This window comes from Lentzea sp. NBC_00516, assembly GCF_036346835.1.
Classification (GTDB): domain Bacteria; phylum Actinomycetota; class Actinomycetes; order Mycobacteriales; family Pseudonocardiaceae; genus Lentzea; species Lentzea sokolovensis.
In genome coordinates, this window is the sequence record NZ_CP107840.1 from 6,964,552 (window position 1) to 6,977,409 (window position 12,858).

Genomic DNA, 12,858 nt, shown 5'->3' on the forward strand with positions numbered 1-12,858 from the left:
CGATGCCATGGGCAGCCCCGGACACACCGGGTGCCTTCGCAGTACCCGGTGACTCTCGCGTTCTGTTTCTCGCGATCACCAGGAGCACTACCTTGACGTGGTACACCTCGTTCTTCACCGATCTCGCCAACACCTTCTGGCGTGGTGCGGTTCCACCCTCCGTCACCTCGGCCGAGATCGACTTCATCACCGGTTTCAGCGCGGGTCCGCGGGTGCTCGACGCACCGTGCGGCAGCGGCAGGCACAGCATCGAACTGGCCCGCCGCGGCTACACGATCACCGGCATCGACATCTCCGCCGAGGCCATCTCGCACGCCCGTGCGCTGGCGCCCGAGCTCGACTGGCGGCAGGGCGACCTGGCGGCGCTCGGCTCGTTCGGCGTGACCGCCGATCTGGCCCTGTGCCTGGGCAACAGCTTCGGCTACCTGTCGCACGCTGGTTCGCAGCGGCTCCTGGCCGACCTGGCCGCCGCCGCACCGGTTCTCGTCATCGACTACGGCTGCACGGCCGAGTCGTTGCTGCCTTCGCTGCCGGGCGAGCTGCGCATGTCGTTCGGGGGCGTGGACTGCGTCGCCGTGAACGACTACGACGTGGCCTCGGGGCGGCTGCTGATCGACTTCACGTTCACGGACGGGGAGCGGACGCAGCGGTCGACCTGCGAGCAGCACGTCTACACGGCCGCTGAGCTGACCCGGATGCTGAACGCCGCCGGGTTCTCGTCGGTCGAGCTGTTCGGCGACGTCGACGGAAGCGCTTTCCGCGTGGGCGACCACAGGTTGCTGGCCGTGGCACGCAGCTGACGACAGGTGGCGCACCGATCCGGTGCGCCACCTGTGTCATCTAGCCCAGGTTGTTCGTGTCGAACGTGTTGCAGCGGGCGGGGTCGCCCGTCTCCAGCCCGGTCGTGAACCACTTCTGCCGCTGCGCCGAGCTGCCGTGGCTGAACTTGGTCGTGTCGACCCGCCCGCCGCCGAGCTCGCTCTGGATGAAGTCGTCACCGATGCGCGCCGCCGCGTCGAGGGCGGCGTTCACGTCCTCCTGGGTGATGTTCGAGATGAGGGGCTGACCGTTGGCCGACGGAATCGTCGTCGCGGCCTTGCCCCAGGCGCCCGCGTAGCAGTCGGCCTGCAGTTCGAGACGCACCGAACCCGAGGTGGGACCGGTCTCCCTGCCGACCCGGTCCGAGGTGCCGAGCAGGTTCTGCACGTGGTGGCCGTACTCGTGGGCGAGCACGTAGGCCTCGACGAACGGGCCGCCGGTCGCGCCGAACTTCGTCCGCAGCTCGTTGAAGAAGTCCAGGTCGATGTACACCTGGGAGTCCGCGGGGCAGTAGAACGGGCCGACCGCGGAGGTGGCGTTGCCGCAGCGGGTGTTCACGCTGTTGCGGAAGAAGTTGGTCTTGGTGACCTGGTAGGTGTTGCCCGAGCGAGCGAACTGGTCGGTCCAGAAGCCCTGGATCGAGTTGATCGTCGCCACGACCCGGCAGTCGCTGTCGCGGTTCGCGTCAGCACCGGTCTTGCACTTCTCGAGCAGCTGACCGGACTCGACCTGGGTGTTGTTGTCCATGCCCTCGAGCCCGCCCGCCGGCAGCTGGATGCCGGTGAACTGCTGGATCAGGAAGTAGATGATGAGGCCGACCACGCCCAGACCACCGCCGACGCCGGCGACTCGGCCGCCGACGCCTCGTTGGTCCGACACCTGCGAGAGGTCGAGTTCCGCGCCTTCGTTGAACTGCACCGCGTGCCTCCATGCCAAGGACCCGTAGGCGGCACACGATAAAGCACAAAAGACGCCCAGGTGCGGGACCCGACGTCGGGGCACCGCACCTGGGCTTTCCCATTTGGAAGTGACGACTACGGCCCACGAAGGTTGGCGTGGCGCTCAGCCGGTGACGCCATGAGACGACACCGAAGCCGAGCTCAACAGCGTCGAAGTGCACCGAGCGACGCCTGATGGCGCCTGGGCACCCGAAACCTCGTGTCCATCGCTACACAGTCGCGACCGGACCGGTCACGTCCAGTCCGCTCGCGGGGATGCGACAGACCGCGTTTCGCCACAGCGAGGAGATACCTGCACAGCACCACCTACCCCTTCTGGGCGTGGCCTCCGGGTGGTCTGAGTTCATTCACCTACCGGTTGCCAGCTCGTTATCGACTATGCGCTTGATCGCCGCATTTCTCAACACCTCACACCAAACCTGAATTGGTGAAGTCGGACGGGTGACCTGCGGAGATCGACACTGCAGACAGCAATCGCCCGGCGAGAGAATCTCTCGCCGGGCGATTGGGGAAAACGATCAGATATTGATCAGGATCAGGCCTTGGTGATTCGGCGCGCACCGCGGCGGGCCATCACGCCCGCGGTCATCAGGCCGAGACCCACCAGCAGGAACTCGAGCGGGTCGGCGCCCGTCTTCGACAGGTTCGGGATGAGCGCCGAGGCGCGCTGCGAGGCCTTGTCGCCGGTCTGCGGGGTGCCGGCGCCGGAGTCGTCGCCCGTGTTGCCGCTGCCGGAGTTGTCGCCGTTGTTACCGCCGTTGTTGCCGCCGTTGTTGTTGCCGCCACCGGGGTTGCCGTTGCCGGGGTTCTCGTTGCCCGGGTTCTCGGGGTTCTCGCCCGGCTGCTCGGGCTGCTCCGGCTGCTCCGGCTGTTCGGGCTGCTCCGGCTGCTCGGGGGTCTCGGTCTTGCCGCAGTCGCCGCTCGCGGTGCCGAGCACCGCCGCGCTGGTGCCGCAGACCGTCACGGGGGCCTCGACGGTGCCGTTGGGCTCCTGCGGCTTGGTCTCGCCGCAGCTGCCGGTGCCGCCGCCGGCGACGCCGACCGAGTTGCCGCACACCGTGACGGGCGCGGAGACCAGGGCCTTGTCGGCCTGGGTGCGCGCGGCGGGCTTCTCCTCACAGGTGGCGTCGCTGTTGCCCAGGACGTTGATCGCGTTGCCGCAGACCTTGACCGGGACGCTCACGAGGTTGCCGACGCGGACCTCGTCGTCGATGTTGAGCGGCACGGGGATGGCCTGAGCCCATCCGGCGGACGCGACCATCAGGCCACCGGTCAGCAGAGCCGCGGACATGGTGCGGTTGAGGTTCTTGCGCATGACTGTTCTCCCTGAAATGTGATGACGGATCCCTGTGCTGGTGCGGCACGTGGGATCAGTCGGGAGAGAACGTCGGTTCCTCCGCGCGCACTGTGCGCGGCACGTCCTGCTGTTCGGTGCTGACGAGAGACGCTGTGGTGGTGGGTGGCCGCATCGCGTGCGGCAGCGTGCCCGCCGGGATCTGAGTGCTCGTGGCCGAACCCGCACCGCTCTGCGGGAGCGTGCCGGGCATCGGCTGCTCGGCCTGCGGTTGCGGCTGATGTGGGACGGGCACGGGGTTCGTGGGGCGTGTCGCCGACGACGGCGGCGGCTGCGGTGCCGCGTGCTGCTGCTGGGGAGCCTCGACCTGAACGGGCGCCTCGACCGGACGCGCCGGCGTCGGCGGTGCCGCGGGAGGTTCCGGAGGCTCGACGCGCGGGTCCGACTTCGGCGGGACGGGCGCTTCGGGTTGCTGCTGCGGCCTGGTCTCGACCTTGAGACCGATGTCGACGACGGGGAGCTTCACCTCGACCCTGAGCTGGTCGATCTCGACCCGGACGTCGGCGCTCGCCTCCCCTGCGGCGCCCAGCAGCCAGGCGCCGGTCACCAGACCGGCGAGCAGCAGGAGCCGACGCAACCACGACATCGGCCCTCACCCTAGATCAAATGGAGCAGTCAGGCATGCGAAAAGGCCATCCCGGCGACTTCTGTCGCCGGGATGGCCTTCAGCTGCGTTCTGCGGTTACGGCAGCTGCGTGATGCGGTCGAGCGCCGGAGGTGCCTGGTTCGGGTGCGCCGCGAGGTAAGCGGAGAACGCGTCCAGGTCGATGCCACCACCGGTGATGTTCGTGCCCTTGGTGAACTCGCTGAAGCCGTCACCACCGCCCTGCAGGAAGCTGTTGATCGTCACGCGGTAGCTCGCGGCCGGGTCGAGCGGGACGCCGTTGAGCGTCACGTTCGAGACCTTCGAACCGAACGGCGCGTCCTTCGACCAGCTGTACTTCAGGCCCGCGGACGGCTGAAGCACGAACTGCCTGGCCGCGGTGAACTGCTGCTCCAGCACCGCCTGGATGTTCGCGCCGGTCAGCGTGACCGTCTGCAAGATGTTGCCGAACGGCTGGACGGTGAACGTCTCGCCGTAGGTGACCACGCCGTTGCCCTCACCCGCGGGGGAGCCCGCGAACGTGAGGTCCGAACGCACACCACCGGGGTTCATCAGCGCGAGCACCGCGCCGTTGCCCTTGGTGAGCTCCAGCTGCGAGTCGGCGATCAGGTTGCCGAGCGGCGACTCACCGGCGGCGTTCTGCAGCTTCAGGATGTCGGCGCCGATCGTGCCGACCTGCCGGTTCGCGATGGGGGCCGACTTCGTCTTGGCCAGGTCGATGATCGACTGGATCGCCGGGTCCGGCGTCACGGTGCGGGTGACGATCTTGTTGTCGGCCTTGGTCTCGCCGCGGACCACGTCGCGCGTCCGGCGGTCGATCTTGAGGTCGACGACGCTGAGCTCACGACCGAAGGCCAGGCCCTCGATGAACGGCCGCGGGTTGCCGGCCGGGTCCTTGACCACGCAGTTGTAGTGCTGGTGGCTGTGGCCGGAGAAGACCGCGTCGATCTTCGGGCTGACCTGCGTGGCGATGACGCTGCCGGGGTTGTTCGCGGCCACGTTGCACGCGTTGGGCCCGCCACCGGTCGAGGTGACCTGGTCGCCCTGGTGCACGAGCAGCACGATCGACTTGATGCCGATCGCGTCGAGGAGGTTGGCGTACTTGTTGGCCGCCTTCACCTCGTCACCGAACTTGAGCTCCTTGATGCCGTTCGGGTCGACCAGGATCGGCACGTCCTTGAGCGGCATGCCGATGAAGCCGATCGGAATCCCGTCGCGGATCTCCACCCAGAACGGCGGCAGAGCCGGCAGCCCGTGCTTCGCGTCCGTGACGTTCGCACCGAGGATCGGGAAGTTCGCGCCCTTGTACTTCTCGCTGAACTGGCAGCCGTCCACGGGGTGGCAGCCACCGCGCTGCATGCGCAGAAGCTCCTTGTAGCCCTCGTCGAACTCGTGGTTGCCCGCCGCGGTCGCGTCCATGCCGACCTTGTTGAGCACCTCGATCGTCGGCTCGTCGTGGAACAGCGCGGACACGATCGGCGACGCGCCGATCAGGTCGCCCTGCCCGACGATGACGGAGTTCTTGACCTCCTTCTGGAGGTTCTTGATGTGCGTGGCGTTGAAGGCGGCGCCACCGGCGTCGACGGTCGTACCGTCCGGCAGGATGACGCGCCCGGACGACCCGGTGGGCGGCTCGATGTTGCCGTGCAGGTCGTTGATTCCGATCAGGCGCACGTCAACCGTGCCCCGACCGCGCAGTGACTGGGCATCGGCCTGGGCTGCCCCGGTAGAGCTGATGACAGTGGCCGCGGCGGCGGTGATCGCCAGAACGGAAAGCCGTCTGAACGAACTCATGCGTGGAGCCTTTCGATGGCGTGGTTAACGCGCGTGTACGGCGGAGGAGTCTGCCTTCCGAAGGCCACGTTTTCCAGAGCAATGACTGGATCGTCATGCTCAGGACTAACCTTGTTCGCGTGACATCAAGTGAGCAGGAGCCGCACTGGCTCGACGAGGGCGAGATGCGCGCGTGGCGCACCTACGTGAACGGTTCGTCCATGCTCATGGACCGCCTGCACCGAGAGCTGCAGGACACCCACGGAGTGTCACTGGCGGACTACGAGATTCTGGTTCGTCTGTCGGAACAGCCTCATCGCCGCATGCGAATGACGCAGCTCGCCGAAGACGTCGCCTCCTCGAAGTCACGCGTCTCCCACCAGGTGGCGCGCATGGAGAAGGCCGGCCTCGTCTCCCGCCGCGAGTGCACAGAGGACGGACGAGGCGTACTCGCCGAACTCACCGCCGCCGGCATGGCGCAGCTGGTCGCGGCCGCCCCCACGCACCTGAGCGGGGTCAGGGAGCACATCGTCGACCTCATCACGCCCGAGGAGGGCGAGGTGCTGGCCAAGGTGTTCGACCGGGTCATGACACACCTGCGGGAGTCGAACAGCTAGGCTTTGACGCTGACGCCGGTGGTGTCGGGGAAGCGTGGCAGAGCGGCCGAATGCACCCGCCTTGAAAGCGGGAGACGGGCAACCGTCCGGGGGTTCAAATCCCTCCGCTTCCGCAGTTCAGAGGGGGTGTGACCGGCTGTTGAGGCTGGTCACACCCCCTCTGGTGTAGCAACGGGTGTAGCAACGGAGCCTCACCGCCTGGCCCCACTGCGGCGCTTCATAATCTGCACGGCACCGGAAATGTTCATACGCCAACGCGCCATTTGAATGCTGATGTCAAATTGTGCGCTCACCGACTCGTAGGTGTCGCCCCTGAACACGGCAGCGCGAGCCGCACCCTGAGGAAGAAGAAGCTCGCCAGCGAACCAGTTCGCCTCTTCCTCCTGAGTGCCAGTGCCAAACTTGCACCCGTCATCATCGCCAATGAGCAGGTCGAACTCGTGCTCAAGAATTACGTGCGCAATTTCGTGAGCTACCGTCGACCTGGTCCGGAAGCGATCATGAGCGGGATTGTAGACGACCGCCAACCCGTCTGGGGTTGGAAACAAATAACCTGAGAGCTTCCCCACTCGACTTTCCGTGAAGTGCGCACGTGACTCCGCCGGACATGGAAGGTCCTCCATTGAGACAACCTCGACTCCCCACTGTGCGGCCAGCTTGCGGACGTCCAGGAGGTCTCGGTGTCCCAACCCAATTTCTTCTCTCACCTCGTTGGCGAACCTAATTGAGTCGGCCTTAAAGCCATGGGGAAGCGTCATCTTACTTGCTCGATCGTCTCTCTCTAAGATACTTTGCGGTTGACTCGACTAGCGACTGCAAGTGGGTCTGATCTTCGGGAGTGAACTCGCCGTCTGATCGAAGCAGAAGCGCGAACTTTGCTTCAAATCCTGCTTCTCCTTCTTTGGCGTTACCCCTCCCTGACTCAGTGACCGCATTTGTCATGAAGTTTTCCGCAGGCACTTTTAGCCATTGAACTAGCGCCGCGAAGCTCTCGATATCCGGCTTGCTGCCGTTCTGCATTCTGCTCAGCAGGGAAGGGCTGATTCCGGCCTGCTGCGCCAGCTGGCGCCAAGATATTTCCCGGGTTCTCCGTTCTGCGTCCAAGGCGGCCCGGAGTCGCGCCACGTCGACTCTGTCCTGCATTGCTCCTCCGATGGTGGTGGTCCATGTCAGTGTCGCATCGGTGTTGCGCTCTCTCAACACCTGTGTGTTATGGTTCGGCATCGGTGTTGCTCAGGCGCAACACCAGGAAGGGGTCGTCATGGCCAAGAACACGGGACACGGGTCCCGCAAGGGTGCTGTCCGCCAGCGTTCGCAGACCCAGAACCCGCAGACGGGTACCTGGCTCAAGCGCGGGCCGAACGGTCAGTTCATGGACGGGAAGTCGGACGGCACGCCCTTCAAGGGCGTGCGAAAGGAGAAGTGATCGACATGGCACGGAAGTTGTACGTGGTGAGCCCTGACGGCTCGAACTGGCAGGTGACGCACGCCGGATCGGTGCTCTCGCGTCACTACACGAAGGACGCGGCGATTCAGGCGGGCAGGACGGTGGCGACCGCCAACCAGCCCAGCCAGCTCCAGGTCCGTCGTGCGAACGGCACGATCGAGACCGAGTGGACGTACGGGAACGACCCGTACCCACCTCAGGGCTAATCGCTAGCGCCAACCGATAAGAGGACCAGGCCGTGGGTGACGGCCTGGTCCTCTTACTTTTAAGGTACCAAGACCATGGCGAGGGGTCTATGCCAACGTCTCGGTGAGCTTCTGCAGGGCTGCCCGCTTGTCTCCAAGGGAGACTTGGCTCTATGGGATCAAGACGCGCCGCCGTCGGCGGCGCGCGCGGGGCCTGTCACGTTGGCACCGACTCCCCATCCATCCCGGCACGCCGGGCTCCCGCTTCGCTCCGCCCGTCGGCCGTGCGGCGCGGCCAGCGTCCATCCACGGCAGCGCGCCGCCGACGGCGACACCCAGGAGCTCCCAGTACCCAGGCCTCAGGACGATCGCGCGATCCAAGACCTGACCGAGCAGGGCACGGCGATCGACGCCCGCCAACGCTCCGCGTCATCGGCCGCCGGACATGCCAAAGCCGCCCAACCAAGGACCGGCGGGACGGGACAGCTACCAGGCGAGCCTCAGGACGAGGTGTAGCTACGGTTGTAGCAATGGCCTGGGACGGGTTGGGACGGGACAGCGCCCCCTGCCCAGGCGACCGACAACCGCGGACTAGCCCGAACAGGCCCGGACAACCAGCGGAAGATTTGAAAGCAGAGACGGGCAACCGTCCGGGGGTTCAAATCCCTCCGCTTCCGCAAGTGATCGTTTGGTATTAGTCGCGGCATGCAGACGCAGACACAGGTGTGGCCCGCGATCCTTTCTCTGGTCGGAGTGCTGTTCGGCGGTGGTCTGTCCTTTCTGGTGCAGACGACCGTGCAGCGTCGCGTCGAACGCAATGAACAAAGAAAACTGGCCGCTGAGCGTTCCGATGCCCGGCGGGTGGAGCAGCTGGAGCTGTTACGGCAGTTCATCCGGGCCGGGCAGCAGGCCGAGCGTGCGGCCGAGGACCAGGACGACACGGCTGCCTGGAAGACTGCGGCCCTCGATGTCGTCGACGAGCTGTGGGTGTGCGAGCGGATGATCCACGTGCTGTTCGCCTCGTCGCTGCACGAGTTGGCGCGTGCGTACGTCAAGGCTCTCGATCACGTTCTCTGGCAGGAGCCCGTCAGCGGCTCGCTGTGGGACCACCTCAAGGGGCCCAAGGTCGCGTTTCTCGCCGCAGCGCGGGACGAGTTGAGCCGCTGAACGAAACGGCGGCGGCGCCCGAAGGCACCGCCGCCGTCACCTAACAAAGAGCGGACTACGAGACGGCCAGGTGCGTGTGGTCGTCGTGCGACGCGGTCTTCATGAGCGCCGCGGACTTGCGGGCTTCGGCGCGCTTCGCACGTGGCGGCACGCCGTTGACGTCCTCGGTCGAGACGCCGTAGGCCGCGGTCACGAACGCGATTGCGCCCGCGTTGCGGCCGAGAGCGACTCGGTCGATGTTGCCGAGGTTGTCGCACTTCGAGTGGTAGCACGGGTCGTAGGCGACGCCTGCCGTGCCGCCCCACTTGGCTGCCTGCGCGGCGGTCTTGACGCCTTCGGCGCCGGTGAAGAGGCCGCCGGCCGGGATGCCCTGCGCGATGAACTCGCCGTAGTCGGAGCGGCCCGAGAAGTCGGTGCCTTCGGTCGGGACGCCCTTGGCGGTGAAGTAGTCGGCGAAGGCCTTTTCGATCTGGGCCGAGCCGTACGGGCCGGGGCCCGCGCCCGTGGCGTCGGAGTCGTCGCCGTCGTAGATGAAGTACGCGGTGTTCGGGGAGCCGACCATGTCGAAGTTCAGGTACAGCGCGATGTCGAGCTGCTGTTCGAACGTCTGCTGGCGGACCCATTCCTCGGAGCCGATCAGGCCGCGCTCCTCAGCACCCCACCAGGCGAACCGGATGGCGTTGTCGACCTTCGGGCGGGAGCCGAGCTGCAGGGCGGTCTCCAAAAGCGCCGCGGAGCCGGAGCCGTTGTCGTTGATGCCGGGGCCCACTTCGACGCTGTCGAGGTGCGAGCCGGCCATGACGACGTTGTTCTTGCGGCCGGTGCGGGTCTCGGCGATGACGTTGCGCTGGGTGCGGCTCTCGGTGTGGAAGCGGAAGTCCACGGTGACCTGGGAGCCCGCCTTGCCGGCGAGCGTGGTGCCGTCGGCCTGGGAGACGCCGGCGGTCGGGATCTTGCCGGGGTTGGTCAGCGTCACGTTCGACAGCGGGCCCGCGACGTTGTTCGACACCAGGACGGCGATGGCGCCGGCGGCGAACGCGTTGAGGTGCTTCTGCTCGAACGTGCAGGCGCCCCGGCGGATCAGGGCCACCGAGCCGGTGAAGTCCTGGCCCGCGAAGTCGCTGGCCTCGCAGCCGGGGGTGGCGTCCTCCGGGACCACGCGCAGCGGGCCGGTGATGCCGCCGGCCGGGGTCTGCGGCGAGGCGGTCAGGATCAGAGCCTGGTAGTTCACGCCGTCGACGCGGGCGGTTTCGGCGTCGGTCACCGGGATGTCGAAGGTGAAGTTCGGCGTCGTGACGATGAAGCCCTCGTCGCGGAGCTTGCCCGCCACGTAGTCGACGCTGGCGTCGTAGCCGGGCGTCAGGGCCGCGCGGTTGCCGCCGTTGCGGTCGGCGAGGCGCTGGAACGCGATCAGGTGCCGGTTGACACCCTCGACGGTGACCTTCTTCGCGAGCTTCTTGGCGAGTGCGGGGCCTGCCGGGTCAGCGGCGGCGGACGCCGTGGCGGTAGGGGCTGCGACTAGTGCCGAGATGGCAAGCACAGTCGCCAGCTTGGTTCTGCCGGACATGAACGGTCCCCTTCGTTCGAGATGGCTGAACCCTCACAAAAGGGAGACCCACGACACAATCCGTCGGTCGGCGGGAGTTCAGCTGGTGATCAGCTGAACACACTCCGCTAGCCCGTCGACGGTGACCTTCCACTCCGGTCGCACGAAGTTCGCCTCGTCCAGACGCAATCGCACGTGCTCAAGGCGTTCTCCGCGCGGTGCCAGACCGATCGTGCCGTCGTGCACGTAGCCGAGCTTGGCGCTCACCCGGTTGGACGCGTGGTTTCCCTGCCAAGCCGCCGAACGAGCGATGTGCGCGCCCAGGTGGTCGAACGCGAACTGCAGCACGGCGACACGCATCTCCGTGCCGAAACCGTTGCCCTGGAACTCCCTGCCGAGCCACGAGCCGGTGCCCACCTCGCGCAGCACACCGAAGTCGCGCGCGCCGACGTCCTGCACGCCGATCGCCCTGCCCTCGTGCCGGACGATGAAGCTGATCACCCAGTCGTTCGCGGTGAACTTCGCGCGCTGCCCCCAGAAGTGCTGGAGCAGGCCGAGCCCGCGGTCTTCGGGAAGCGTGTCGGTCCACGGCACGTTGAACGGCATCTCGGCCGGGTCGTGCACGCCCGCGAGCGCCACGTCGATGAGCTCGAACAGCCCGGAGTCGTCGTCCGGGCGCAGCTCCAGGCGCGGGGTGCGGAGGACCAGATGTCGTAGCGGCCAGGCGTCCATGATCCGATGGTGCCGGACGTGTCGAACGGTATTACGGTCGACTGTATGCGTGCCATCACTGTTCGCGAACCCGGCGGCCCGGACGTGCTCGAGTGGACCGAGGTCGCCGACCCGGTGCCCGGCGAGGGCGAGGTGCTGATCGACGTCGCCGCGAGCGCGGTCAACCGTGCGGACCTGTTGCAGCGGCAGGGTCTGTACCCGCCGCCGCGGGGCGCGTCGGACATCATCGGGCTGGAGTGCTCCGGCACGATCTCCCAGCTCGGCGAGGGCGTGACCGGCTGGAACGTCGGCGACGAGGTGTGCGCGCTGCTCGCCGGCGGTGGCTACGCGGAGAAGGTCGTCGTCCCGGCGGCCCAGCTGCTGCCCGTCCCCCAGGGCGTCGACGTCGTCACGGCCGCCGCACTGCCCGAGGTCGCGTGCACGGTCTGGTCGAACGTCGTGATGGACGGCCGGCTCAAGCTCGGCGAGACGTTCCTGGTGCACGGCGGCGCGGGCGGCATCGGCACGCACGCCATCCAGGTCGCCAAGGCGCTCGGCGCGACCGTCGCCGTCACCGCGGGATCCGACGAACGGCTGCGCAAGTGCGCCGAGCTCGGCGCGGACATCACCGTCAACTACAAGACCCAGGACTTCGTGGCCGAGGTGAAGAGCGCGGACGTCGTCCTCGACAACATGGGCGCCTCCTACCTCCCCCGCAACATCGACGTCCTCGCCCCCGACGGCCGGTTGATGATCATCGGCATGCAGGGCGGCGTGAAGGGTGAGCTGCCGATCGGCAAGCTGCTCGCGAAGCGGGCGTCGGTGATGGCGACCGGGTTGCGCGGCCGCAGCGTCGACAGCAAGGGCGCGATCGTGGCGCAGGTCCGCGAGCACCTGTGGCCGTTGATCGAGAGCGGTGCGGTCAAGCCGATCGTCGGCCAGGTCGTGCCGATGTCGGACGCCGCACAGGCGCACCGGCTGCTGGAGGCCAGCGACGTCTTCGGGAAGGTCCTGCTCAAGCGGGAACGGTAGCCATGGCCAGCGCGGTCCGGGGAGCCGTGCGGAACTCCAGCCCGAACTCCTCGGACCACCGCGCCAGCACCGCCTGTTCGTCCGGCCGGTCGACGTCGTCGGCCAGCACCGTCGCTCCCGGCGCCAGCACCGCGCGCAGCACGGGCAGCGCCGGATAGCGCGAGTCACCGAATCCAGGTCCGTCGACCAGGAGCAGGTCCACCAGCCCGAACCGCTCGACGTACCCGAGCACTTCGTCGTGCACCAGCTTCGGCGCGTACCACTGGCCGTGCCGCGGCAGCGCCGCCGGATGCCGCGACAACGGCGCGTGCACGACGCGGGCGACCGAGCCCAGACCTTCACGTCGTAGTTGCGAGGCAACGAAAGCAGCCATGCGTTCGTCGTGCTCGATCGACAACAGGTGCCCGAAACCGCGCTGCTGCAACAAACGCGCCAGCAGGACCGAGGAGGAGCCGCAGCCCAGTTCGACCAGGACGGTCCGGGCGCCGAGCACGATCTCGTCCATCACCGCGACGAGCGCGGCCGGGCGCAGGTCGCCGGACAGCACCGGCAGGTACTCGGTGTTCAGCGAACCGATGCGGTGCAGGGCCGAGAGATCAGCGAGCTCGCGGGCGAGCGAGTCGTCCAAGAATGATCTCCAAGCT

General features: G+C 67.2%; 15 protein-coding genes and 1 tRNA gene. 7 read left to right on the plus strand and 9 right to left on the minus strand.

Going from position 1 to position 12,858, the window contains the following annotated elements; genetic code table 11:
- The first annotated feature begins 92 nt into the window (after window positions 1–92).
- Window positions 93–800, plus strand: a complete 708-nt coding sequence (locus tag OG205_RS31695) for a class I SAM-dependent methyltransferase (RefSeq protein WP_330271625.1) — start codon at window positions 93–95, stop codon at window positions 798–800.
- Window positions 801–840: 40 nt separating this feature from the next.
- Here OG205_RS31695 and ypfJ read toward each other — a convergent pair whose 3' ends face one another.
- From ypfJ to OG205_RS31715, 4 genes are all read right to left on the minus strand, one after another.
- Window positions 841–1,737, minus strand: a complete 897-nt coding sequence (ypfJ, locus tag OG205_RS31700; protein WP_330271626.1) for a KPN_02809 family neutral zinc metallopeptidase — start codon at window positions 1,735–1,737, stop codon at window positions 841–843.
- A gap of 576 nt (window positions 1,738–2,313) precedes the next feature.
- Window positions 2,314–3,093, minus strand: a complete 780-nt coding sequence (locus OG205_RS31705; RefSeq protein ID WP_330271627.1) for a hypothetical protein — start codon at window positions 3,091–3,093, stop codon at window positions 2,314–2,316.
- A 55-nt stretch (window positions 3,094–3,148) separates the two neighbouring features.
- On the minus strand, window positions 3,149–3,718 hold the full coding sequence (locus OG205_RS31710) for a hypothetical protein (protein WP_330271628.1): 570 nt from the start codon (window positions 3,716–3,718) through the stop codon (window positions 3,149–3,151).
- Between the two features lie 96 nt (window positions 3,719–3,814).
- Window positions 3,815–5,530 carry a bifunctional metallophosphatase/5'-nucleotidase gene (locus tag OG205_RS31715; protein WP_330271629.1) on the minus strand — a complete coding sequence of 572 codons (1,716 nt, stop codon included), beginning with the start codon at window positions 5,528–5,530 and terminating at the stop codon, window positions 3,815–3,817.
- Between the two features lie 164 nt (window positions 5,531–5,694).
- On the opposite strand from OG205_RS31715, the gene OG205_RS31720 reads away from it, so the two are divergent.
- On the plus strand, window positions 5,695–6,126 hold the full coding sequence (locus OG205_RS31720) for a MarR family winged helix-turn-helix transcriptional regulator (protein WP_330278271.1): 432 nt from the start codon (window positions 5,695–5,697) through the stop codon (window positions 6,124–6,126).
- Window positions 6,127–6,154: 28 nt separating this feature from the next.
- A tRNA-Ser gene (locus tag OG205_RS31725) sits at window positions 6,155–6,239 on the plus strand.
- Window positions 6,240–6,317: 78 nt separating this feature from the next.
- On the opposite strand, the gene OG205_RS31730 is transcribed toward OG205_RS31725, so the two are convergent.
- Window positions 6,318–6,695 carry an ImmA/IrrE family metallo-endopeptidase gene (locus OG205_RS31730; protein ID WP_330271630.1) on the minus strand — a complete coding sequence of 126 codons (378 nt, stop codon included), beginning with the start codon at window positions 6,693–6,695 and terminating at the stop codon, window positions 6,318–6,320.
- Window positions 6,696–6,885: 190 nt separating this feature from the next.
- On the minus strand, window positions 6,886–7,350 hold the full coding sequence (locus tag OG205_RS31735) for a helix-turn-helix domain-containing protein (RefSeq protein WP_330271631.1): 465 nt from the start codon (window positions 7,348–7,350) through the stop codon (window positions 6,886–6,888).
- A 37-nt stretch (window positions 7,351–7,387) separates the two neighbouring features.
- On the opposite strand from OG205_RS31735, the gene OG205_RS31740 reads away from it, so the two are divergent.
- The 3 genes from OG205_RS31740 to OG205_RS31750 all read left to right on the plus strand — a co-directional run bounded on the left by OG205_RS31740 (window position 7,388) and on the right by OG205_RS31750 (window position 8,925).
- Window positions 7,388–7,552, plus strand: coding sequence for a hypothetical protein (locus OG205_RS31740; RefSeq protein ID WP_330271632.1), 165 nt, complete (start codon window positions 7,388–7,390; stop codon window positions 7,550–7,552).
- Between the two features lie 5 nt (window positions 7,553–7,557).
- Entirely contained in the window at window positions 7,558–7,779 is a 222-nt protein-coding gene (locus OG205_RS31745; protein ID WP_330271633.1) for a DUF2188 domain-containing protein, read from the plus strand.
- Window positions 7,780–8,463: 684 nt separating this feature from the next.
- A complete protein-coding gene (locus OG205_RS31750; RefSeq protein WP_330271634.1) occupies window positions 8,464–8,925 on the plus strand; it encodes a hypothetical protein in 462 nt (153 codons plus the stop codon).
- 55 nt (window positions 8,926–8,980) lie between these two features.
- Here the strand turns inward: OG205_RS31750 and OG205_RS31755 are convergent, their stop codons facing one another.
- Window positions 8,981–10,492 carry a M28 family metallopeptidase gene (locus OG205_RS31755; protein ID WP_330271635.1) on the minus strand — a complete coding sequence of 504 codons (1,512 nt, stop codon included), beginning with the start codon at window positions 10,490–10,492 and terminating at the stop codon, window positions 8,981–8,983.
- 78 nt (window positions 10,493–10,570) lie between these two features.
- Complete coding sequence (locus tag OG205_RS31760) at window positions 10,571–11,203, minus strand: GNAT family N-acetyltransferase (protein WP_330271636.1); 633 nt, start codon at window positions 11,201–11,203, stop codon at window positions 10,571–10,573.
- 45 nt (window positions 11,204–11,248) lie between these two features.
- Here OG205_RS31760 and OG205_RS31765 point away from each other — a divergent pair, with 45 nt between their 5' ends.
- Window positions 11,249–12,214, plus strand: a complete 966-nt coding sequence (locus tag OG205_RS31765) for an NAD(P)H-quinone oxidoreductase (protein ID WP_330271637.1) — start codon at window positions 11,249–11,251, stop codon at window positions 12,212–12,214.
- On the opposite strand, the gene OG205_RS31770 is transcribed toward OG205_RS31765, so the two are convergent.
- Window positions 12,198–12,842 carry a class I SAM-dependent methyltransferase gene (locus OG205_RS31770; RefSeq protein WP_330271638.1) on the minus strand — a complete coding sequence of 215 codons (645 nt, stop codon included), beginning with the start codon at window positions 12,840–12,842 and terminating at the stop codon, window positions 12,198–12,200. The two genes, OG205_RS31765 and OG205_RS31770, sit on opposite strands and share 17 nt — an antisense overlap.
- Window positions 12,843–12,858: the final 16 nt, after the last annotated feature.

What these genes read in the sequence shown, in the direction of transcription:
- OG205_RS31765 (WP_330271637.1), top strand. Translation starts at nt 11,249, where the DNA reads ATGCGTGCCATCACTGTTCGCGAACCCGGCGGCCCGGACGTGCTCGAG.
- OG205_RS31755 (WP_330271635.1), bottom strand. Translation starts at nt 10,492, where the DNA reads ATGTCCGGCAGAACCAAGCTGGCGACTGTGCTTGCCATCTCGGCACTA.
- OG205_RS31715 (WP_330271629.1), bottom strand. Translation starts at nt 5,530, where the DNA reads ATGAGTTCGTTCAGACGGCTTTCCGTTCTGGCGATCACCGCCGCCGCG.
- OG205_RS31745 (WP_330271633.1), top strand. Translation starts at nt 7,558, where the DNA reads ATGGCACGGAAGTTGTACGTGGTGAGCCCTGACGGCTCGAACTGGCAG.
- OG205_RS31760 (WP_330271636.1), bottom strand. Translation starts at nt 11,203, where the DNA reads ATGGACGCCTGGCCGCTACGACATCTGGTCCTCCGCACCCCGCGCCTG.
- OG205_RS31705 (WP_330271627.1), bottom strand. Translation starts at nt 3,093, where the DNA reads ATGCGCAAGAACCTCAACCGCACCATGTCCGCGGCTCTGCTGACCGGT.
- OG205_RS31750 (WP_330271634.1), top strand. Translation starts at nt 8,464, where the DNA reads ATGCAGACGCAGACACAGGTGTGGCCCGCGATCCTTTCTCTGGTCGGA.
- OG205_RS31735 (WP_330271631.1), bottom strand. Translation starts at nt 7,350, where the DNA reads ATGCCGAACCATAACACACAGGTGTTGAGAGAGCGCAACACCGATGCG.
- OG205_RS31740 (WP_330271632.1), top strand. Translation starts at nt 7,388, where the DNA reads ATGGCCAAGAACACGGGACACGGGTCCCGCAAGGGTGCTGTCCGCCAG.
- OG205_RS31710 (WP_330271628.1), bottom strand. Translation starts at nt 3,718, where the DNA reads ATGTCGTGGTTGCGTCGGCTCCTGCTGCTCGCCGGTCTGGTGACCGGC.
- OG205_RS31720 (WP_330278271.1), top strand. Translation starts at nt 5,695, where the DNA reads ATGCGCGCGTGGCGCACCTACGTGAACGGTTCGTCCATGCTCATGGAC.